The 20,965-nt window shown below is 42.5% G+C and carries 15 protein-coding genes, 1 tRNA gene and 3 pseudogenes; 8 read left to right on the forward strand and 11 right to left on the reverse strand.

The features are described 5' to 3' along the window. Positions 1-12: 12 nt before the first annotated feature. Together AC0J5Y_RS08800 and AC0J5Y_RS08805 are read left to right on the forward strand one after the other, a co-directional pair. Positions 13-3,315 (forward strand): efflux RND transporter permease subunit, encoded by a 3,303-nt coding sequence (locus AC0J5Y_RS08800; RefSeq protein ID WP_475130339.1) that lies wholly within the window; start codon positions 13-15, stop codon positions 3,313-3,315. Further along, positions 3,312-5,108 carry an efflux transporter outer membrane subunit gene (locus AC0J5Y_RS08805; RefSeq protein ID WP_475130340.1) on the forward strand — a complete coding sequence of 599 codons (1,797 nt, stop codon included), beginning with the start codon at positions 3,312-3,314 and terminating at the stop codon, positions 5,106-5,108. Before AC0J5Y_RS08800 ends, AC0J5Y_RS08805 begins: the two co-directional genes overlap by 4 nt. A 14-nt stretch (positions 5,109-5,122) precedes the next feature. On the opposite strand, the gene AC0J5Y_RS08810 is transcribed toward AC0J5Y_RS08805, so the two are convergent. Beyond that, a complete protein-coding gene (locus tag AC0J5Y_RS08810; RefSeq protein WP_475130341.1) occupies positions 5,123-5,257 on the reverse strand; it encodes a hypothetical protein in 135 nt (44 codons plus the stop codon). An 87-nt stretch (positions 5,258-5,344) separates the two neighbouring features. Here AC0J5Y_RS08810 and hemB point away from each other — a divergent pair, with 87 nt between their 5' ends. Continuing rightward, a complete protein-coding gene (gene hemB, locus AC0J5Y_RS08815; RefSeq protein ID WP_201531192.1) occupies positions 5,345-6,352 on the forward strand; it encodes a porphobilinogen synthase in 1,008 nt (335 codons plus the stop codon). Between the two features lie 113 nt (positions 6,353-6,465). On the opposite strand, the gene AC0J5Y_RS08820 is transcribed toward hemB, so the two are convergent. Further along, positions 6,466-7,443: a glutathione S-transferase family protein gene (locus tag AC0J5Y_RS08820; protein ID WP_475130342.1), complete on the reverse strand. Its 978-nt coding sequence runs from the start codon at positions 7,441-7,443 to the stop codon at positions 6,466-6,468. 296 nt (positions 7,444-7,739) lie between these two features. On the opposite strand from AC0J5Y_RS08820, the gene AC0J5Y_RS08825 reads away from it, so the two are divergent. Continuing rightward, positions 7,740-7,816: transfer RNA gene (locus AC0J5Y_RS08825), tRNA-Val, on the forward strand. A 253-nt stretch (positions 7,817-8,069) separates the two neighbouring features. Here AC0J5Y_RS08825 and AC0J5Y_RS08830 read toward each other — a convergent pair. From AC0J5Y_RS08830 to AC0J5Y_RS08845, 4 genes and pseudogenes are all read right to left on the reverse strand, one after another. Then, positions 8,070-9,242, reverse strand: a pseudogene (locus AC0J5Y_RS08830) (IS3 family transposase). 90 nt (positions 9,243-9,332) lie between these two features. Then, positions 9,333-9,707 (reverse strand): hypothetical protein, encoded by a 375-nt coding sequence (locus AC0J5Y_RS08835; RefSeq protein WP_475130343.1) that lies wholly within the window; start codon positions 9,705-9,707, stop codon positions 9,333-9,335. 37 nt (positions 9,708-9,744) lie between these two features. After that, on the reverse strand, positions 9,745-10,041 hold the full coding sequence (locus AC0J5Y_RS08840) for a hypothetical protein (RefSeq protein WP_475130344.1): 297 nt from the start codon (positions 10,039-10,041) through the stop codon (positions 9,745-9,747). After that, positions 10,038-10,337 carry a hypothetical protein gene (locus AC0J5Y_RS08845; protein WP_475130345.1) on the reverse strand — a complete coding sequence of 100 codons (300 nt, stop codon included), beginning with the start codon at positions 10,335-10,337 and terminating at the stop codon, positions 10,038-10,040. Before AC0J5Y_RS08845 ends, AC0J5Y_RS08840 begins: the two co-directional genes overlap by 4 nt. A gap of 269 nt (positions 10,338-10,606) precedes the next feature. Between AC0J5Y_RS08845 and AC0J5Y_RS08850 the strand changes: the two are divergent. From AC0J5Y_RS08850 to AC0J5Y_RS08865, 4 genes and pseudogenes are all read left to right on the forward strand, one after another. Beyond that, a pseudogene (locus AC0J5Y_RS08850) lies at positions 10,607-11,646 on the forward strand (IS3 family transposase); the annotation flags it as partial. 58 nt (positions 11,647-11,704) lie between these two features. Beyond that, positions 11,705-12,016, forward strand: coding sequence for an IS630 transposase-related protein (locus AC0J5Y_RS08855; protein WP_475130346.1), 312 nt, complete (start codon positions 11,705-11,707; stop codon positions 12,014-12,016). Continuing rightward, positions 11,988-12,560, forward strand: a complete 573-nt coding sequence (locus AC0J5Y_RS08860) for a transposase (RefSeq protein ID WP_475130347.1) — start codon at positions 11,988-11,990, stop codon at positions 12,558-12,560. Before AC0J5Y_RS08855 ends, AC0J5Y_RS08860 begins: the two co-directional genes overlap by 29 nt. A gap of 2 nt (positions 12,561-12,562) precedes the next feature. After that, positions 12,563-12,810, forward strand: a pseudogene (locus AC0J5Y_RS08865) (IS3 family transposase); the annotation flags it as partial. A gap of 108 nt (positions 12,811-12,918) precedes the next feature. On the opposite strand, the gene AC0J5Y_RS08870 reads toward AC0J5Y_RS08865, so the two are convergent. The 5 genes from AC0J5Y_RS08870 to AC0J5Y_RS08890 all read right to left on the reverse strand — a co-directional run bounded on the left by AC0J5Y_RS08870 (position 12,919) and on the right by AC0J5Y_RS08890 (position 20,783). Then, entirely contained in the window at positions 12,919-14,040 is a 1,122-nt protein-coding gene (locus tag AC0J5Y_RS08870) for a Fic family protein (protein WP_475130348.1), read from the reverse strand. A 352-nt stretch (positions 14,041-14,392) separates the two neighbouring features. Then, positions 14,393-15,562, reverse strand: coding sequence for a beta-barrel domain-containing protein (locus tag AC0J5Y_RS08875; RefSeq protein ID WP_475130349.1), 1,170 nt, complete (start codon positions 15,560-15,562; stop codon positions 14,393-14,395). A gap of 11 nt (positions 15,563-15,573) precedes the next feature. Continuing rightward, complete coding sequence (locus AC0J5Y_RS08880; RefSeq protein ID WP_475132140.1) at positions 15,574-17,829, reverse strand: type I secretion system permease/ATPase; 2,256 nt, start codon at positions 17,827-17,829, stop codon at positions 15,574-15,576. A 5-nt stretch (positions 17,830-17,834) separates the two neighbouring features. Continuing rightward, entirely contained in the window at positions 17,835-19,262 is a 1,428-nt protein-coding gene (locus AC0J5Y_RS08885) for a TolC family protein (RefSeq protein ID WP_475130350.1), read from the reverse strand. Between the two features lie 355 nt (positions 19,263-19,617). Beyond that, a protein-coding gene (locus tag AC0J5Y_RS08890; RefSeq protein ID WP_475130351.1) for an IS3 family transposase occupies positions 19,618-20,783 on the reverse strand; the annotation gives its coding sequence in 2 pieces (ribosomal slippage) (positions 19,618-20,528 and positions 20,528-20,783; 1,167 coding nt in all). Positions 20,784-20,965: the final 182 nt, after the last annotated feature.

A 20,965-nucleotide genomic window follows, 5' to 3' on the forward strand; every position in this document is an offset into this window, starting at 1 on the left:
TAGGGATTTACTATGTCACGTTTTTTTATTAATCGCCCTATTTTTGCATGGGTGATGGCTATTTTAGTCATGCTTATCGGGATAATATCGGTTATCAACTTGCCGATTGAGCAGTATCCGGCGATTGCGCCACCAACCGTCACGGTCAGTGCCAGCTACCCTGGTGCGAACGCTGAAACCGTTGAAAACTCAGTGGTACAGATTATTGAGCAGCGCATGAAGGGCCTCGATGGCTTGATGTATATGAAGTCATCAAGTTCATCAAATGGCAGTGCGTCTGTACAGCTTTTCTTTGAGAACGGTACAGATTCTGATACCGCACAGGTTCAGGTACAGAACAAATTACAGGCTGCGATGAGCTCACTGCCTGAGCAAGTACAGCGTCAAGGGGTCAATGTTAATAAAGCCTCGGAAGGGTTCTTAGCCGTGTTTGGCTTTGTCTCTGAAGACGGTAGTATGGATCGTGCTGATATCGGCGATTACATCAACTCTAATGTCGTGGATCAGCTCAGCCGTGTTGAAGGCGTTGGACAAGTTCAAGCGTTTGGTGCCTCTTACGCCATGCGTATCTGGCTAGATCCTGAACGCTTGCGCGGCTATAGTTTGGTGCCATCTGATATCGTCAATGCTGTACGAGCGCAAAACGCGCAAGTATCAGCCGGTCAATTAGGTCAAGCGCCTGCTGATGTCGATGAGCAAGTGATTAATGCAACCGTCACTGTACAGAGCTATCTAAAAACACCTGACGAGTTTAAGGATATTCTACTAAAAACCGATACATCAGGCGCTCAAGTACGCTTAGGCGATGTTGCAAAGGTTGAAATTGGTAGTGAAGATTATAGTACTATTGCCTTATTTAATGGCCAACAAGCAGCAGGTCTTGCCGTATCACTCGCAAGTGGTGCGAACGCGCTTGAAACACGCGAATTGGTCGGTAATCGAGTTGCTGAACTAGAAGCAAATTTCCCTAGCGGTCTAACATCAGTTATTCCTTACGACACGACCCCATTTGTACGTTTGTCTATTGAACAAGTGGTCAAGACCTTAATCGAGGCGATCGTATTAGTATTTATCGTCATGTTCCTTTTCTTACAGAACTGGCGCGCGACTATCATTCCAACTCTTGCCGTACCTGTGGTACTACTAGGTACATTTGCAGTACTGTATATTGCAGGATTTAGTATTAACGTCTTAACCATGTTTGCGATGGTACTGTCCATCGGTCTATTGGTCGATGATGCGATTGTCGTGGTAGAAAACGTCGAGCGGTTATTGGAAGAAGACCCCCATATTTCTATTAAAGATGCTACGATACAATCAATGGGTGAGATCAGTAAAATTGTTGTCGGTATCGCGCTTATCTTATCAGCGGTATTTGTTCCGATGGCATTCTTCGGTGGCTCAACGGGCGTCATTTATCGTCAGTTCGCCATTACCTTGATTACCAGTATGGTACTGTCGGCACTGGTTGCACTTATCTTTACCCCTGCCCTTTGTGTGACGTTACTGAAACGTAGTAAAAGTCATGAAAAAGGCAATAGCGAAAATCAAAAAGGCTTCTTTGGTTGGTTTAACCGCTCTTTTACCAAAACAAGTAAATCTTATGAAAAATTTGTCGGTAAAAGTTTCCGTTTTAAATGGTTATATCTGATTATCTATGCTGCCATTATCGGTATTATGGCAGTGGTATTCTTACGCATCCCTGGCTCGTTTTTACCAGAAGAAGATCAGGGCATCATGTTTACCGCCGTACAGCTGCCTGCTGGTTCGACACTGAATGAGACGCAAGCGGTACTCGATAAAGTCAGCGCTTACTATAGTGGTCAAGAGCCAGATAATGTGGCGTCAGCGTTTACTATTGCGGGCTTTAGCTTTGTTGGACAAGGACAAAACGTTGGTATTGCCTTCGTCAAATTGAATGACTGGGCAGATCGTAAGGGTGCAGAAAATACCGCGCGAGCAGTTTCTGATCGTGCACAAGGTTATTTCTTTACTCAAATCAACGAAGCAACTGTTTTTAATATCATTCCACCAGCGATTAGTGGGCTTGGTAACTCTAGTGGCTTTGACTTGATGCTCCAAGATTCAGGTAGGGTCGGGCACGAAGGTTTGTTAGAGGCGCGCAATACGCTCCTTGGCATGGCCGCGCAAAACGATAAAGTAGCTGGTGTACGTCCAAACGGACAAGAAGATGCGCCGCAGCTTAAAATTGATATCAACCAAGAACAAGCCGCCGCTTATGGTTTGTCCATGGCAAATATCAATAGTGTGATCTCAACTGCATGGGGTTCAAGTTATATCAACGACTTCGTTGACCGTGGTCGTGTTAAGCGCGTGTTTGTACAAGGTGAGCCTAGTAGCCGTACCAATCCTGATGATATCGGTAAATGGTATGTCCGTAATGACAGTAACGAGATGATCTCATTTGATGCTTTCTCTAGTAGTAAATGGGAAACCGGATCACCGGGTCTCACGCGCTATAACAGTTTGGCTTCAATGAATATCCAAGGTAGTGCAGCCCCTGGTCTTAGTACTGGTGAAGCGATGGATGCCATGGAAGCCATGGTTGAACAGCTGCCAGACGGCATCAGTTACGAATGGACAGGTTTATCATTAGAAGAGCAAAAGTCAGGTGCTCAAGCGCCGATGCTATATGCTATCTCAATCTTAGTGGTATTCTTATGTCTTGCTGCCTTGTATGAAAGCTGGTCAATTCCATTCTCAGTACTGTTAGTCATTCCGCTTGGGGTATTGGGGGCGGTTCTATTTACTTGGATCCGTGGTTTATCCAATGATGTTTACTTACAAGTCGGTCTACTCACGGTGGTTGGGCTCTCAGCCAAGAATGCCATCTTGATTATCGAGTTTGCAAGGGACCATCAAGCGGAAGGTTATACCCTAAAAGAGGCCGTCATGACCGCTGCACGTCAGCGTCTGCGTCCTATTATTATGACCTCGCTTGCCTTTGGTCTCGGCGTTGTGCCATTATTCATCGCCACAGGTGCCGGTTCTGGTAGTCAAAACGCCATTGGTACCAGTGTGGTCGGTGGTGTTGTCACTGCAACATTACTAGGCATCTTCTTTATTCCGATGTTCTATATCTGGGTACGTAGTATGTTCCCTCACAAGTATGAGAACAACAAGCCAAATAATGGTGGGAGTACGCCTGGCGGCTCTAATCCAAATAATCCAGACAGTCCAGTTGGACCAACAGAATATAATGAGCCACCGATCACACACGTTGACGACGATATGCAAAACATGACGCTCTCTAAGAGTGCTCAGCCTGCAAGCTTTGGAGATAATACACAATGAGTTTACGTTATTTTGTTACCCCCGACTCAGTAACTAAAGCAGTCTCTTTGACTGTCCGCGTTCGCCAAAATAGCGGTCGTTTGCTTGGCTTAACGGCTTTGGCATTCAGCATGGCGGCTTGTAATACCATTCCAAAGGCCGATACGCGTCCTGTGCTTGCGGTGCCAAACATTCCTATCGAACAGACCTATGGTGCGTTTGATAAAGAGACTGTTAGTAACGCTGAGCAAGCCAGTCTTGCTAGTCAACGCTGGCAGAATTTTTACAGCGACGAGCGTCTAAAAGGTCTGATTGCTCTAGGTTTGGAGAACAATAAAGACTTTGAGAGTGCTCGTTTAGCGATTGAAAAAGCCCGTGCACAGTATCAAATTACTGATATCAATGATCTACCCCGCATTGATGGCAGTGGTGGCTATACTCGCTCAGCACAAAATAACCGTGATAGAAACTCTAGCGGTGCTTATAGCGTAAACTTAGGTCTTGCCAATTATGAGCTCGATTTTTGGGGTAAAATTGCCAGCTTAAAAGATCAAGCGTTGCAGAATTTTTTATCGACGACAGCGGCAAAAGACGCGACCCAAATCAGTCTGATTAGCAACATTGCTCAAAGCTATGCCAATTTGAGCTATAGCTTGGCGCAGCTACAACTGGCTGAGGCAACGGTCGAGAGCCGTGAGAAATCTCTGTTTATTGCTAGCAAACGTTTCGAAGCCGGTATTGATCCTAAACTGCCCTCTTTGCAATCTAGTGCCTCGCTTGAAAATGCTCGACTTGCCGTTTTACGTGCCCAAAGTAGTATTCTAAAATCACGTAATGCGCTGCAGTTTTTGGTCGGTGGACCGATTCCGACCAATTTGATTCCGACGCCTGCCGTCAGTAACATCACAAGCCAGCAAGTATTTAGTGCTGGCTTGCCAAGTGAGCTGCTACGCTATCGTCCTGATGTGTTGCAAGCAGAGTATAATCTGAAGGCGGCTGGTGCGAATATCGAAGTGGCGCGTGCGTCTTACTACCCTTCTATCAGCTTAGCCAGTAATGTTGGCTTGAGCAGCGGCAGCTTAAATGACCTATTCAAAAGTGGTTCTGTCGGCTGGTCATTCGGTCCAAGCATTAGTTTGCCTATCTTTGATGCTGGTCGTTTAGATGCCAACTATGATGTGGCACAAATCGAGCGTAAACAGACACTAGCAGGCTATGAGCGCTCTATTCAAACCGCTTTCCGTGAAGTGTCTGACGTATTAGCTACACGAGCTACCTTAGGCGAGCAGTTAGAGGCGCAGTATCGTTTGCAAGACAACTTTGAGCAAACGTATCAAATTGCTGATGCGCGCTTTAAAGCAGGTATCTCAAACTATCTAGACGTTCTTGATGCGCAGCGTTCGTTATTTTCAACGCAGCAAGGCATTCTAGATTTAGAGCTACAGAAAATCATCAGCCAAATCGAGCTTTATCAAGTATTAGGTGGCGGTGCTAATCTTGATATACCAACCGTGATTCCTGTACCGCAACATAGAAATCTGGTCCAAGTAGTCAATGCAGCTGCCAATAGTAACAAGGCAAAAGCTACTGATGCTATCGATGCGGCAAGTTCTGCGCGTGTGGTTTCTGCTCAAGAAGCCCTCACCATTAAACAGGCACAGCCAGTAGAAAAATCGACCTTTAAGCCAACGGCTATGGTCGATGTCAATAACGATGGCAAGACTGATGCCGCTATCGGTGTGATTGTTGAAGAAACCACTGTTCCTGAAAGCAATGTCGAGCAAGTACCAGTCACGCAGATTATTGAGCCATAAATCTTTATAAAGCCCTAAGCGTGTGACGTACTTTTATCGCGTTGATAGTCGATAACTACAATCAGCCCTACCGACTCATTATAGTAAGTCAGTAGGGCTTTTTGCTTTTGATAGCTGGTATTGGGTATAGTATCGACATTATATGACATACCTTTTTAAAAACCTCAGTAGAAAACCTATTAAAAACCTTAGTAATTAAAAAATAACCGTGATTGCCATTCAGATAAGGAAACAACATGACTTATACTTTTAACCGCCAATTCCCTGAAACTCGCCTACGTCGCCTGCGCTATAACGACAATATACGCGCGATGATTCGTGAAGTTGAGCTGCATCCCAAGCACTTTATCGCGCCCGTTTTTGTGTTAGAAGGTACTAACGAGCGTCAAAAAATCGCTAGTATGCCGGGGGTTGAGCGCTTGTCGATAGACCTGCTCATTAAGCACGCCAAAGACTTGTTGAGCGAAGGCGTCACGACCATCGATATCTTCCCAGTGATTGATAATTCACTAAAAACCCCTGATGGTAGGTCTGCTTATGATGAAAACGCTCTCACTGCGCGTGCGGTAAAAGCGGTCAAAGATGCCGTTCCAGAGATGGTCGTCATGACCGATGTGGCATTGGACCCTTATACCTCACACGGTCAGGATGGCTTGCTGGATGACTCAGGCTATGTCGTTAATGATGCAACGGTTGAAGTATTGGTCAAGCAAGCGCTGGTCCATGCGCGTGCTGGCGCTGATATCATCTCACCTAGTGACATGATGGATGGTCGTATCAAAGCGATGCGTGATGCCTTTGAAGCTGAAGGTTTTGTGAATACTGCTATCATGGCTTATTCAGCAAAATATGCCTCCGCTTACTATGGTCCATTCCGTGATGCCGTCGGTAGTGCGGGCAATTTAAAAGGTGGGCATAAAAAACAGTATCAGATGGATTTTGGTAATCGCGCTGAGGCGCTACATGAAGTTGCCATGGATATCAATGAAGGCGCTGACATGGTCATGATTAAACCAGGTCAGCCATACTTAGACTTAATCCGTGAAGTTAAAAACACCTTTGGTGTACCAACGTTTGCATACCAAGTCTCTGGCGAATATGCTATGCATATGGCAGCGATTCAAAACGGCTGGCTGACTGATGCCGTCATTTTAGAGTCACTAATTGGCTTCCGCCGTGCAGGTGCCGATGGTATCTTGACCTATTTTGCATTAGAAGCGGCAAGACAGCTGAATAACGCTTAATTTCAGCATATTTTTACTTAATAAAAAAACCGTACCCGCGACTTTACAGCAGCGAGTACGGTTTTTTATTTCTTTATCCTAAAAACTCAAACAGCATTTTATAAAATAGCACTCTATAAATGTGCCCGCCCATGCGGCTTATCAAAATCAATAATAGGACCAACCGGTATCACTCCAGTGGGATTAATCGTTGCGTGGCTGGTGTAATAATGTGCTTTGATATGCTCCATATTCACGGTGTCTTTAATACCCGGTACTTGATACAAATCACGCAAATAGCCCCAAAGATTGACATAATCAATGATGCGGCGAATATTACATTTAAAGTGTCCGACATAAACGGCATCAAAACGTACCAACGTCGTAAATAAACGCCAATCCGCCTCAGTTATCGTGCGACCTATTAAATAACGTTGGCCTGCCAAACGCGCCTCTAACGTATCTAGCGCAGCGAATAGCGCAAATACCGCTTCTGTATAAGCAGCTTGTGTACTTGCAAAACCAGCTTTATAGACGCCATTATTGATAGCATCATAAACAAACGCATTTATCTCATCAATTTCTATTATTGCATCGCATGGTAAAAAATCAGTAGCTATTGCCCCAACGTCATCAAAAGCTGAGTTAAACATACGAATAATCTCAGCAGATTCATTGCTGACGATGGTATTGGTCTTTTTATCCCATAATACCGGTACTGTCACCCGCCCCGTATAATTTGGCTTTGCCGCGGTATAAACTTCATACAGATAACGTGCATTGATAATAGGGTCAGCGACAACACCTGTACCCTCTGCAAACGTCCAACCTTTATCACCCATAAAAGGGTGAACTACAGACATCGAAATAATATCTTCTAAGCCTTTTAGCTGACGAAAAATAGTAGTACGGTTTGCCCATGGACACGCCAAAGAGACATATAAATGATAACGATTGGCTTCGGCTGGAAAGCCACCCTGACCCGATGGACCAGCACTACCATCTACGGTTACCCAGTTTCTAAAGCCTGCATCTTCTCGCTCAAAGTGTCCACCGCTAGATGCTGTGTCATACCATTTATCCTGCCACTGCCCATCAATTAATAAGCCCATTCGATGCTCCTAACCCTTTTACTGTTAACTTAACTTTATTAAATACTATTCGATTATCATAAAAGTCGTTTTTTTTATATCTGCAATAGTGTTACTAGATTGCCCAGTATCAAGCTACATCCCACTATTGATAATAAAAACTAAATTACAATGCTATTATAGCGATTAAAACTACATGAAAATTCTTATTTGACCGTCAATATGAAGTTGAATCGTGATATCGCAATAATAAGGCAGTTTTATTAGAAAAAAGGCTTGCAAAATAGTGGAAACTTGATAGAATACTCAACCTAAATAGGCGTATAGCTCAGTTGGTTAGAGCGCTACCTTGACATGGTAGAGGTCAGCAGTTCGAGTCTGCTTATGCCTACCAAATATTTAGAAAGCCCCAGTTTAACGACTGGGGCTTTTTTTGTCCGTAAGATATGGGCTGTAGCGGAAAACCTGTTCTTGAATCAACTCATAGTGATGATTATTCAATCAGCTCTAAGTCATTTAAAAAAGCGACGGTGACCAAAACGTGACCAGCCCTTCAAAACACTCTAAATTAAAACTCTTTTTTTGACCTCTACTGCGAACTTGACCCCTGCTGTCAATCCCGTAGAACCAAACTTGGGAGATTTTAGTTACGCAGCCTGACGATAAAAGTCAAACCACACCTGTCTTGGCGATTTATAGCCTAAACCCTTTTGAATTCTCGTCTGATTGTAGTAGAGCTCGATATAGCCGATGATATCGTTGATGGCTGCAAACCTTGTTTTATAGTCCTGATGATATACCAGCTCATTCTTCAATGTTCCCCAGAAGCTTTCTATTGGCGCATTGTCATAACAATTGCCACGACCACTCATAGAGCCTGTAAAGTGATGCTGCTTGATGATTTTGTGGTAGGCATGGCTAGAGTACTGACTGCCTCTGTCAGAATGCACAATCAGTCTTTGGCTGGGTCGTTTATTTTTGACGGCCATGTTGAGTGCACGGCATACTAAGTCTGCTGTCATGCGCTTATTGATAGCATAGCCGACCAGCTTTTTAGTGTAGAGGTCTTTAATACCTGCTAAGTATAGCCAACCCTCATCTGTCCATATGTAAGTGATGTCACTAACCCAAGCTTCGTTAGGACGACTGGTATCAAACTGCTGATCCAACACGTTTGGATAAACCATTTTATTATGGTTTGAGTCCGTGGTGACTTTAAAGCGCTTATGGCGACGGCATTTGATACCATGCTCTTCTTTGATACGTCGAACCATATATAGGCTAATATCGTGCCCTTGATCGGTTAGCTTTGCATGCAGTCGCTCAACACCATAGCGCTTACGAGTTTCACTGTGAGCGGCTTTCACCAGTAGCTCGCAATGGTTGCGATGTATCTGCTGCTTGCTGCTTGCTGATATCGCGATTCAGCCAGTCGTAGTAGCTTGAATGCTTAATCTTTAGCACACGGCACATAGTAGTAATGCTGAAGAGGGACTGGTTATCTTCAATAAAGGCGTACCTTACTAGCTGTGCTTGGCGAAGTACGCCGTCGCTTTTTTTAATATCTCTCGTTCCTCCTCGGCAACTTTAAGCTGTCGTTTGAGGCGCTTGTTCTCTTCCACCACGGCCATAAGCTGTGGATCGTACTGCTCAGTTCCTAAAAGCTTGCCTTGATTGGCTTTGTTATGCCAGTTCGATAGCGTTTGCATGGCGATGCCAAGTTGCTTTGCAGTCGCTGAAATATTCCCATCGTTGTCGGCTATCTTCTTGACGGCTTCGGCTTTGAATTCTGTACTATAAGTTCTGATTTTCTTGGTCATGGTAAACTCCTGTTGTTGTGCTTAGTTTACCAAGTTTAGGTGTACGGTTTCTTCAGCATAGCTCAGACAGACGTCAATCATGAGTGCTCCTTAAGGTTTGATATAGTCAGGGATGGTATAAGTTTTACCTTGTTCAATGTTAGGAAAAGCAGTATATGGTCTGCCTGACTCCTCACCAAAATTGACTATCACCGTATTAGTTCTTCTATACTCTCCTGCAGTGCCATTTTTAACATTCTTTTTAGTATTACCCATAAACCCATCACCGACTGGTCTATCAAAAGTAATTACTACGCTACGTACTTCTGGGTTTCTTGCAAATCCAGCTTCTGCTTTAGAAATTGCAGTATTAATGTCAGTAGAGTTAAAGAATTTAGATGCATTTGCTGATCTTGCTTTTGAAATACTCTCAGAATTAATACTTTCTATTAATATAGTGTCTGAAACCTTTTTAGCTATAAACAATATCTATTTATGAAAGTCCAATAGATTCTAGATATGATTACAAACTATAATATGTTCGACCTAATTTTTCGAATTCATGCATTTTTTCCAAAAAAGGTTTACCCCAATCACTATCTACTTCCAAATAAGCTCTTGATAAGGACTCAATTCTAGTAAACTTATGTTTAGAATCTATTTCATAGTTATTTTCTATCGAATTAATGAAATTTAAATATAGTACTACATAATCTTTAAGAACATCCGACCTCTGATAGTCTCTATCAGATTTCATTGATTCAATAACTATAAATGCATAGTCTTTTAACATTTCTAAAGTAACTTGATTATAATTCAAGGTTTCACCTTTCTAGTCGATTTGATCCATGATGAAGGCCAATCCTTAGGCATAAGAATCTGATCAACATCTCCTTTTAAAACAGTACCAGATTCTCTGATGGTTTGCTCTTCAACTCTTCCAACATTAATGGTTGTACCCTTAGGAATAATAATTTCTGCTTCGAATCGTCTTGTATTTTTCCATTCAGGCAATAAAGCCGCGTCGATTTTTGCTTGAATTTTATTATTTGCTGGTGAAGTAGTAACGAAACCGCCTTCAGCTTTAGCATTCCCACCGTATACTCTATAAACCACAATATCTTCATTCGTGACTACAGTTCTATAATTCCCATCTTTAAAACTATCTTTTACGAATGAAGGTAAACTCTCATCTTTTTGAACTATTTTAACTTTATTATCAATTTGAGTTCTATATTCTTGAGGAATGATTTCTTTACTTGCCTTAGCAGCAGCCCCTTTCGCAATACTATTCTTTGCAATATTCGTAACAGTCTTAGCTGAGCTATGCTGAAGAAACCGTAGAGATAAACTTGGTAAACTAACGACTCGATGAGGAGTTTACCATGACCAAGAAAATCAGAACTTATAGCCCAGAATTTAAAGCCGAAGCCGTCAAGAAGATAGCGGATAATAATGGCAATATTTCAGCGACCGCAAAGCAGCTTGGTATCGCCATGCAGACCTTATCTAATTGGCACAATAAAGCCAATCAAGGCAAGCTTGTCGGCACAGAGCAATATGATCCTGAGCTTATGAGTGCTCTTCAAGAAATAAAGCAGCTCAAACGACAGCTTAAAATCGCTGAGGAGGAACGCGAGATCTTAAATGAGGAGGGATAAAGCGAAGCACTGCTTCGCCCCGACGTAAGGGGAGAGCTATGCTCGAGTGAGGCGACGGCGTACTTCGCGAAAAACAGCTCGTGAAGTATGCCTTTATTAAAGACAACCAGCAAATATTTAGCATCACTTGCATGTGTTGTGTTTTGAAAGTAAAGCCCTCAAGCTACTACGATTGGCTAAGCCGCGATATCAGCGACCAACAGATACATCGCAACCAGTCTAAGCTATTGGTTAGAGCCGCTCACAGTGAAACGAAAGAACGTTATGGCGTAGATCGACTGCATGCTCATCTAACCGAGCAAGGGCATTATATTAGCCAGTATATGGTTAGAAGCATTAAAGAAGAACATAGCATCAAATGCCGTCGCCATAAGCGCTTTAAAGTCACCACCGACTCCAATCACAACAAGCTGGTCTATCCAAACGTGCTGGATCAGAAGTTTGATGCAAACCGTCCTAATGAAGCATGGGTAAGCGATATTACTTATATCTGGACTGCTGAGGGCTGGCTGTACTTGGCAGGCGTTAAAGATTTATATACCAAAGAGCTGGTCGGCTATGCCATCAACAAGCGCATGACCGCAGAGTTAGTTTGCAATGCATTGAACATGGCCATCAAGAATAAACGTCCAAGCAAAGGGCTAATCGTTCATTCAGACAGAGGTAGCCAGTATTGCAGTCATGCCTACCACAAGATCATCAAGCAGCATTACTTTACAGGCTCTATGAGTGGTCGTGGCAATTGTTATGACAATGCGCCAATATAGTCAGCTGACTCCAAAAATGTTATAAAGTAAATCAACTAAACGATTATCACTATAAATGACCATGACTTACTCCCTAGATTATCGCAAACAAGTCCTGAAAAGCTTAGATGAGGGCATGACCTTTGCTGAAGCTGCTGTTTTCTATGATATCAGTCCCACGACTATCCAGAAGTGGAAGAAGCGTCTTCACAGTAAAACCACTCGAGATATTAAGCCCTACAAAATAGAGGATGAAGCCTTAGCTCAAGATGTTAAGGATTACCCTGACGATTACCATTATGAGAGAGCTCAGCGTTTTAAATGTAGTCCAACGGGTATTAGTAAAGCCTTAAAGCGTATTGGTATTAGCAAAAAAAAAGACACTTGAGCATCCCAAAGCTTGTCCAGTAAAGAGAGCTCACTACCTAAAAAAACTTAACCACTTCATCTCTCAAGGCTTTGCTATTGTCTACATATACGCGCGTGGCTTTGAGAGTGAAACAATGCGCCCTTGTGGCTATGCACCCATTGGTAGCCCTTGTATTGACAGTTATAACTGGCAAGCTAAAGATCGAACCAATGTCATTGGTGCCCTATATGACAAAATGCTCTTTGCACTCGATTACTTAAAAACAAACATTAATAAAGGGATTTTCTATAACTGGTGCAAGTTCATACTAATACCAAAGCTTAAAAGAAAATGCGTGATTGTGATGGATAACGCTGCCTTTCATAAAAATAGGCGTATTCAAAAACTACTCAACAGACATGGCCATCGTATTCTATGGCTACCACCCTACAGCCCTGATCTAAATCCTATCGAGAAGAAGTGGGCTCAAGTGAAGTTCCTACGACAAGGCTGGATGGAAAATGACTTATCTAAGTTGTTTTATGATATTCATCCAAATCATAACTCTTTTGTAGTACAGTGACTATAGAAAGCTTCTGGGGCACATTGAAGAATGAGCTGGTATATCATCAGGACTATAAAACAAGGTTTGCAGCCATCAACGATATCATTAGATATATTGAGCTGTATTACATGAGGAGCGATTAGCAAAGCAGTGCTTTGCAGCGACGCAAGGCAAGAGCTGTGCTCGCAGTGAGACGAGGATTCAAAAGGGCTTGGGCTATAAATCGCCAAGACAGGTGTGGTTTGACTTTTACACTCAGGCTGCGTAACTAAAATCTCCCAAGTTTGGTTCTACGGGATTGACAGCAGGGGTCAATACAGTGCTGCTGGTATAAATATTTTGTTGTTGTAAACCTCTTTAAACTATATGTCTTATATTACAAAACCAACTCATAGCTCGTACTGCGTCCCGATGCCCCAGATTTTTGCATCATACCCTTCTCTATCAAATCATTAATATCGCGTAGTGCCGTGTCTATAGAGCACTTGGTCATAACTGCCCATTTCTTAGTGGTTAGGTTGCCGTAAAAGTCAGTCAGCAAAATATTCAGCATTTTTACTTGCCTACTATTCAAAGCATGCGTTCGATGCGTCTGCCAAAAACTTGCTTTATTAATGATTTTATCGGTGGTCATTTGAGCAGCAATCAGTGCTTGCTCTAACGTTTGTAAAAACCAGACCAGCCAATCAGTGATATCAGTATCACCCTTTTGCGTGCGCTCTAGTATTTTGTAGTAGTCATTACGCTGTTTAAGAATCTGCGCTGACATACTATAAAAGCGCTGGGCACTATTATCGCTTTTTGTCAGCATTCGTTCTGTGATTGCTCGCGTTAGCCGTCCATTTCCATCATCAAATGGATGGAGCGTCACAAACCATAAATGAGCAATACCTGCTTTGATGACTAAATCTATACCATCTTGCTCATTTGATGAGCTATTAAACCATAACAAAAACTTCGCTAGCTCATCTGGTAACTTCTCTGCATTTGGGGCAACAAAATGAACCTGCTCACGACCATACCCACCAGAGACCACTTGCATAGGTCCTTGACTATCATCACGGATACTGCCTGCTTGAATACGATAAAGCCCACTAAATCCATTTGGACATAATGCCCTGTGCCATCCCAGTAAATCATCTAGCAATAGCGGCTGTTGATAATGATAGGTAGCATTTAGCATCATTTCTACCACTGCATCGATCTCACGAGTAGTCGTTGGCATACTAGTGTTATCTAACCCTAAATGCCGCGCAACTGAGGAACGCACTTGTTCGTTATTTAGAGACTCCCCTTCTATCTCAGAGGTTTTGACAATCTCTAAAGTCACAGCATCTAATTGCGCCTCAACATTTAACTCAAACCCTAGCGTTAGCAGTTTTCCTAATAAACGGCCTTGTAATATTCGTACACGACTGACGAGTGGCAATAGTTTTTTGTCCGACCATTGCCACTCAGTCCAGTTTGAATGCTCATGAATATAGGTAATATGCTTCATATTTTCCTCAGAAATGTGCAGAGATTAAAACAGTAATCTCCTTATATTATGCAGAGAATAAGTAATAGAAACACTACCTAGAAATTTTAAAACCAGAAAGTCGGCCTTAAAAATCGAAACATTAAAGAGGAATTTTTAATAAAATTAAGCGGCTTTTTGCTCTAAGGAGGGCTTGAGTGAAGGTAAAAACACTATAAAAATATAGTGCCCAATTACGTGTTAAATTTTATAGTTCGATAATTTACTTCTGATTCTTTTACTTTTTTAAGAACTGCATGTCAATAAAATCAATGCATGTAAGATATTGTCCTATTACGATATTTGGTTGACCTACCCTGACATGGTAGAGGTTTTAACGCTCACCCATACCTTCTGACAAGGTTTTTGTAATTGGCTTAGTGAGGTAAGACAATACCGTCCGTTCCATTGCTTTGATATCCACAGAAGCTGTCATACCAGGCTTAATCACTATTGTATCTTCTCTACCCTTAAACTCAGCACCGGTTATAATAATTAACACTCGATAGTAAGGCTCCTCTCCTTTAGGTGTTTGCTCCATTAGGGTATCCGGGCTGATATAGCTCACTGTACCATTCATCGCGCCAAAGATTGAATAGTCGTAAGCGTCAAGCTTCACAGTGGCGGTCTGACCTTCTTTAACATAAGCAATATCTGCAGGACTGACCTTTGCATCGATAATCAAATCACTACTCGTTGGTAATATTTGTAATATAACTTCGCCAGGCTTAACGACACCACCGATCGTGGTCACGTTGATGTTTTTGATTTTGCCATCCGTGGGCGACATCAAACGTTTTTCTTCTAAGACCTGTACGCGATCTCGCAGTTGCTCAAGCTCAGTGTCTAGTTCTTCTTGCGCCTTCGTCATTTCTGCTTGCGCTTCTTCAAAATATTTGTTTCGCTTATTATTAATTTGCGCTTCAATATCAGCCACTTGACGGCGCAATTTAATAACATCCGCTTGACTGACATCGCCATATTCCAATAACGGCTCATTCATTCGAAGCTCTTTTTCTGCTAGTACCAGCATCGCTTCAAGAGAAGACACTTCTTCGTTGATGGCTTGACGACGACGATTATAAAGTGCAGTTTGGTTTTGGATATATTCAGGGTAATTTTGTACCTCTTTAGGAAAGACAAGAGGCTTCTCAAAAATCTCTGCATTTAGTCGAGCCAATTTAGCCTTTAATGCTGCTGTTTTAGAAGCAGAGTTATCTAAAGCTGCTTTGGCTCGTTCTTCTTCTAAGACGACAAGCAGCTGCCCGGCTTTTACTTCCTGCCCTTCAATCACTGCCAATTCTGTTAGGACACCCCCTTCTGAAGCTTGAATTTCTTGCGTACGAGCGCTAGCAATCACAGTCGCCTTTGCACGCGTTACCTGATCGATTTTGGCAAAGGATGCCCACACGATCAAGACCATGATGCCAATTAATCCGATCCAAATACTTAGCCTTGAACGACCCACATTGATGGTGGTGGGCGTATATTTATAGTCTGACATACCTACTTACCTTAAGCGTCTATGAGCGTTTTAGTGATGATAGGCTTCACTATACTTTTAGAATTTGGCGATTGTGCAGGCGGATTTTTAGCTTGCTCATTTTTCTTCAATTCGTCAAGTACTGCTTGCTTTGGACCGTCCATAATAATGCGTTGATTGTCCATAATAATCAGTCTATCAGCCAACTCTAACAATGCCGTTTTGTGAGTTGAGACAATAAAAGTTTGACCTTCTGTCAGTTCTTGCTTGAGTACTTGAAGACAGCGCTGTTCCTGCCTATTATCCATAGACGCTGTCGGCTCATCGAGTAAAAACACATTGGGCTTAGTCAATAATAAACGCGTAAAGGCAACGAGTTTTTTTTGTCCGCCTGATAATCCACGCCCACCTTCGCTAATAGGCAAATCAAGACCACTAGAATGACTAGAGACAAGATTTATCAGTCCAGTCTTGCTCAGTACCTCTTGCATCACATCATCATTAGGCGCCGCCATTCCTATCAATAAGTTCTCTCGCAGCGTTCCTTGGAATAAACGATGATCTTGTTGTAGATAACCCAAATGTTCACTTAAGGTCTCGCGACTGATCTGATGAATATCAAGACCATCTAATAAAACCCGTCCTTTAGTGGGCGCATATAATCCAGCAAGTATTTTAAGCAATGTAGACTTACCTGAGCCGATAGGCCCTAAAATGGCTATACGCTCCCCTGGACGAATCGTTAATTTTTTAATATCTACGGCAGCTCTATCATTACCTTGATAATTAAACTCTAAGTTTTCACATTGATAAAAACCATTAATACGACTGGGTGACAATGGATAAGCAACGCCATGGTTGTCCTGCTTTAATGAAAACAAGGTTTCAATATTAAGCTTAGCGGCCTTAGCATGTGAATATTGCACCAGCAAATTCGGTAGTATCATAACAGGCGCTAATACCCTACCACCCAATATCGAGCAAGCAATCAATCCCCCCATGGTCATATCGCCGCTGATCACCACGAATGATCCTACAATCACAATCCCAACATAACTGATCTGCTGTAGCATCTGGGTAAAATAGGTCAGATTATCATTGGCGTGCTTCATGTCTAAATCGTTTTTGATAGTGACCTTCATCACATCAAGCCAACGCGATAAGAATTTCCAACTTCCAGCTCCCGCTTTGATGGTTTCAACACCTTCAACCGCTTCAACCAGCAGACCTGTCTTATAGTAAGAGGCAGTAGCACCTTCAGCAGCAATGGTATCAATACGCTTACGAGCGAACAGTCCCATCGTGACAGCAATCACGGCGGCAATGACAGGAACGACTGCCACTAGTGGTGACCCAATGAAAGCAACTAAGGAGATGAAAATAATGGTCATAGGTAAATCGACCAAGCCAAATAAAGTACTGGCTGTAAAAAAGCTACGCACCTGCTCATAACCACGTAATTGCGCCGCCATCGAGCCGACTGAGCCTGGCATCTGGTCTATACGAACTTTTAGCAGACGTTGAAACACCTCACGAGACAAGTATTGATCCAATCCTACAACGACTTTGTCCATAATTCTCGACCGTGAGAATTTCATAAACGCTTCAAAAAGGATAACGAGAAAGACACCACTGGCCAAAATAATAAGCGTATATTCACTGCGAGTGGGTATGACTCGATCATAAACCTGCATAGAGAACAGCGACACGGCCAATGCCAACATATTAATCAAAAAGGTAGCGATAATAGCTTCGAAAAGAACGCCTTTATAGTTACCTAAATCGGATTTTAATAAGTCTGTAAAAGAGGATTTACGCTTTTGGATATGCTCATCACTAAGACGAATCCTTAGCACCAATGTCAGCTCATCAGCACGCGTATGGATATGATTATTTTCTTGTTTAAAATTCCAGCTTTTTTGCGGTGTTTGACCGTCGATAACACCCCAACCCAAATCTGGACGATAGGACAATAAAGGTAAAAAAGCTGCGTCTGGCTGCTCTAGTATTTCTGGCGTCTTGTCTATTCCAACGTCTTTTAATACTGCAACCACGCTACCAAGCTCATTGATGACTTGATCTTTATCATTGGTTGACCTGCCATCATAGCGGGCAACCACTTCCTGTAAGCGCACATTGTCTATCGGATAACCTTGCTGGCTCAATAAATTCCTGATAGCATCAGCCAAAGTCTGCATCAACTCAGATGACGTCAATACTTGATCTGCCATATTACTCATCTGGTGACTCTCTAAATCTGCGGTTATCGACTTAAATCCTTCATTCATATCAGTCATTTCTTCAGCTCTATCATAGTATTATGATCAACGATGGGCGTGATACTATAATCTTCGTTTAGCATAATAAAATTACCGTTATTGAGGCTGTCTTCTATGTTGTTAGGCAACCTAATCTCTATATAATCTTCTTCTACTATCGGTACATAACCCATGCTCTTGGCGGATTTTTTTACTTCTTGATTGTTAATCCACTTTTTTACTGGATCCAATGGCTTAAATAATGTCACTGGTTCACGATTGTGTCCATACTGTTGCCACGGCATACTGCCGAAATCTACTTGAAGACGATAAAACGCGCCTAGCATGTCTGCTCGCGTCTGCACCAGCTGTACTTGATACTCATTGTGCTCACGAACGGCATTTAGAACCTCTAACCACGATTTACGTCCGGCAATAAACTGACGACGATAAGAGCTGACGACAATCTGTGCTCCCGCTACCGCTGCTACTAATGAGGTTTCTCGATCTCTAGCGCTAACAAATTGCTGATATTGTACTTGAACGTTTTCTATAACGCGCCGACGCGCCGCTTCTTGGGTTTGTACCAGGCTGCTCACCTGCGCCTGCGAGGCACGTGCCAACGCTAGGTTAGAAAACCCTGCACCAGGCGCGTAACTTAATCCTAATGAGAATTTGCCTTTATTTTCATTGTCTTCGTGATAGTAAGCGTGCTCATATTGAGCATAAACCATCGGATATTTAGAGGCTTGTTGGGCTTCGACACCTTGTTTTGCCGACTCAATTTGAAAATGCTCTTTTACCACGGTGGGATTATAAAAACCGGCTTGCTCAAACGCCATGCGCTCAAAATTGGTGGATTGTTGTTTGGCTTGATTTACGAGGACTTTGATATTGGGTAAACTCATTACACTACTCTGCAACAAAGGCTCTCCGACAATTTGCTCAAGACGCGCAGCCGCAATGCGTTGCTGCTCTACTGCCGCTTGATAGGCATTTTGCTCTTGTAAAATACGGTTGGTCACTAGATCAAGCTCAATACGCGCAGAGACACCCTGATTAACACGGCGCTGCATCATGGCTTCAAATTCATTCAACTCTTTTAAACCATCGATATGCACGCCTTGCTTAGCAATGGCCTGTATATAAGCCTGCCAAGCATCAATCGTGGTTTTTGCTACAAGATTTTGCTGCTCATAGATATACTCAACTGCAGCTTTATCATCAAATATGGCTTGATTGACGTCAGCGGTGAGCTTACCGCCTGTCCATAATGGCTGGCGAATAGTCACTTGTGAGACAAAATCGTCATCTCTATCATAGCCTGAGCTGACGCTTGGGGTTGGTAATAGATTCAATTTTGCTGCATTGATACCTTCCGTGGTTGCCTGTTGATTGGCACGAGCTGATCCAACTAAAGGATGAGTTTGAACTGCATGTGTAATCAAGGTGTTGATTTGCATATCTTTTACTGCAGCTTGCGTATTTATAGCAAAACACATCGTCGCAACTAAGATTGTTATGTGACTGTATGGTATTAATCTATAAGATAAAGTTTTTTGGTGTGATAGTTTTTTCATATTAAACTTCAGTAATTAGACCTACAAATATATTTATATTAATTTCTTGATTTCCATGTGCTAAACATTACTCATTATAAAAATATTAGTTTATTTAGATTAACACATGAAGTGCCATACCATATGCGAGATAAAAACAAGACCTATAGTTGAAATACTTTAAAGTCACTACAGTATTGCTATCGATATTACTGACCCCTGCTGTCAATCCCGTAGAACCAAACTTGGGAGATTTTAGTTACGCAGCCTGAGTGTAAAAGTCAAACCACACCTGTCTTGGCGACTTATAGCCCAAGCCCTTTTGAATCCTAGTCTGATTGTAATACAGCTCGATATATCTAATGATATCGGTAATGGCGGCAAACCTTGTTTTATAATCCTTATGATATATCAACTCATTCTTTAATGTGCCCCAGAAGCTCTCTATTGGCGCATTGTCATAACAATTGCCTTTGCCACTCATAGAGCCTGTAAAGTGATGCTGCTTGATAATCTTGTGGTACGCATGGCTACAATACTGGCTGCCTCTGTCTGAATGAACGATTAGCCCTTTGCTTGGACGTTTATTCTTGATTGCCATATTGAGTGCACGGCATACTAGATCAGCGGTCATACGTTTGTTAATGGCATAGCCGACCAGCTCTTTGGTGTATAAGTCTTTGACTCCCGCTAAATACAACCAGCCCTCGTTTGTCCAGATATAGGTAATATCACTGACCCACGCTTGGTTAGGGCGACTGGCATCAAATTGCTGATCCAGCACGTTCGGATAGACCAGTTTGTTGTGATTGGAGTCGGTGGTGACTTTAAAGCGCTTATGGCGACGGCATTTGATGCTATGTTCTTCTTTGATGCTTCTGACCATATACTGGCTAATATAATGCCCTTGCTCACTTAGATGAGCATGCAGTCGATCTACGCCATAACGTTCTTTCGTTTCACTGTGAGCGGCTCTAACCAATAGCTCAGACTGGTTGCGATGTATCTGTTGGTCGCTGATATCGCGGCTTAGCCAATCGTAGTAGCTTGAGGGCTTTACTTTCAAAACACAACACATGCAAGTGATGCTAAATATTTGCTGGTTGTCTTTAATAAAGGCATACTTCACGAGCTGTTTTTCGCGAAGTACGCCGTCGCCTTTTTTAAGATCTCGCGTTCCTCCTCAGCGATTTTAAGTTGTCGTTTGAGCTGCTTTATTTCTTGAAGAGCACTCATAAGCTCAGGATCGTATTGCTCTGTGCCGACAAGCTTGCCTTGATTGGCTTTATTGTGCCAATTAGATAAGGTTTGCATGGCGATACCAAGCTGCTTTGCGGTCGCTGAAATATTGCCATTATTATCCGCTATCTTCTTGACGGCTTCGGCTTTAAATTCTGTACTGTAGGTTCTGATTTTCTTGGTCATGGTAAACTCCTGTTGTTGTGCTTAGTTTACCAAGTTTATCTCTACGGTTTCTTCAGCATAGCTCATACTTTTCACCGACTATATAAGGTTTATTAACTATACCTTAAAATAATTAGGTAGATAGGGTAACCCTCCCAAACTTAAGACACCTAATAAATAGAATTAAGCTGCCTGAGCTATGC

The organism is Psychrobacter sp. TS_SC_6 (assembly GCF_056156305.1).

Coding starts and splice junctions, on each gene's coding strand:
- AC0J5Y_RS08800 (WP_475130339.1), top strand. CDS start 13: ATGTCACGTTTTTTTATTAATCGCCCTATTTTTGCATGGGTGATGGCT.
- AC0J5Y_RS08805 (WP_475130340.1), top strand. CDS start 3,312: ATGAGTTTACGTTATTTTGTTACCCCCGACTCAGTAACTAAAGCAGTC.
- AC0J5Y_RS08810 (WP_475130341.1), bottom strand. CDS start 5,257: ATGTCATATAATGTCGATACTATACCCAATACCAGCTATCAAAAGCAA.
- hemB (WP_201531192.1), top strand. CDS start 5,345: ATGACTTATACTTTTAACCGCCAATTCCCTGAAACTCGCCTACGTCGC.
- AC0J5Y_RS08820 (WP_475130342.1), bottom strand. CDS start 7,443: ATGGGCTTATTAATTGATGGGCAGTGGCAGGATAAATGGTATGACACA.
- AC0J5Y_RS08855 (WP_475130346.1), top strand. CDS start 11,705: ATGACCATGACTTACTCCCTAGATTATCGCAAACAAGTCCTGAAAAGC.
- AC0J5Y_RS08870 (WP_475130348.1), bottom strand. CDS start 14,040: ATGAAGCATATTACCTATATTCATGAGCATTCAAACTGGACTGAGTGG.
- AC0J5Y_RS08875 (WP_475130349.1), bottom strand. CDS start 15,562: ATGTCAGACTATAAATATACGCCCACCACCATCAATGTGGGTCGTTCA.
- AC0J5Y_RS08880 (WP_475132140.1), bottom strand. CDS start 17,829: ATGAATGAAGGATTTAAGTCGATAACCGCAGATTTAGAGAGTCACCAG.
- AC0J5Y_RS08885 (WP_475130350.1), bottom strand. CDS start 19,262: ATGCAAATCAACACCTTGATTACACATGCAGTTCAAACTCATCCTTTA.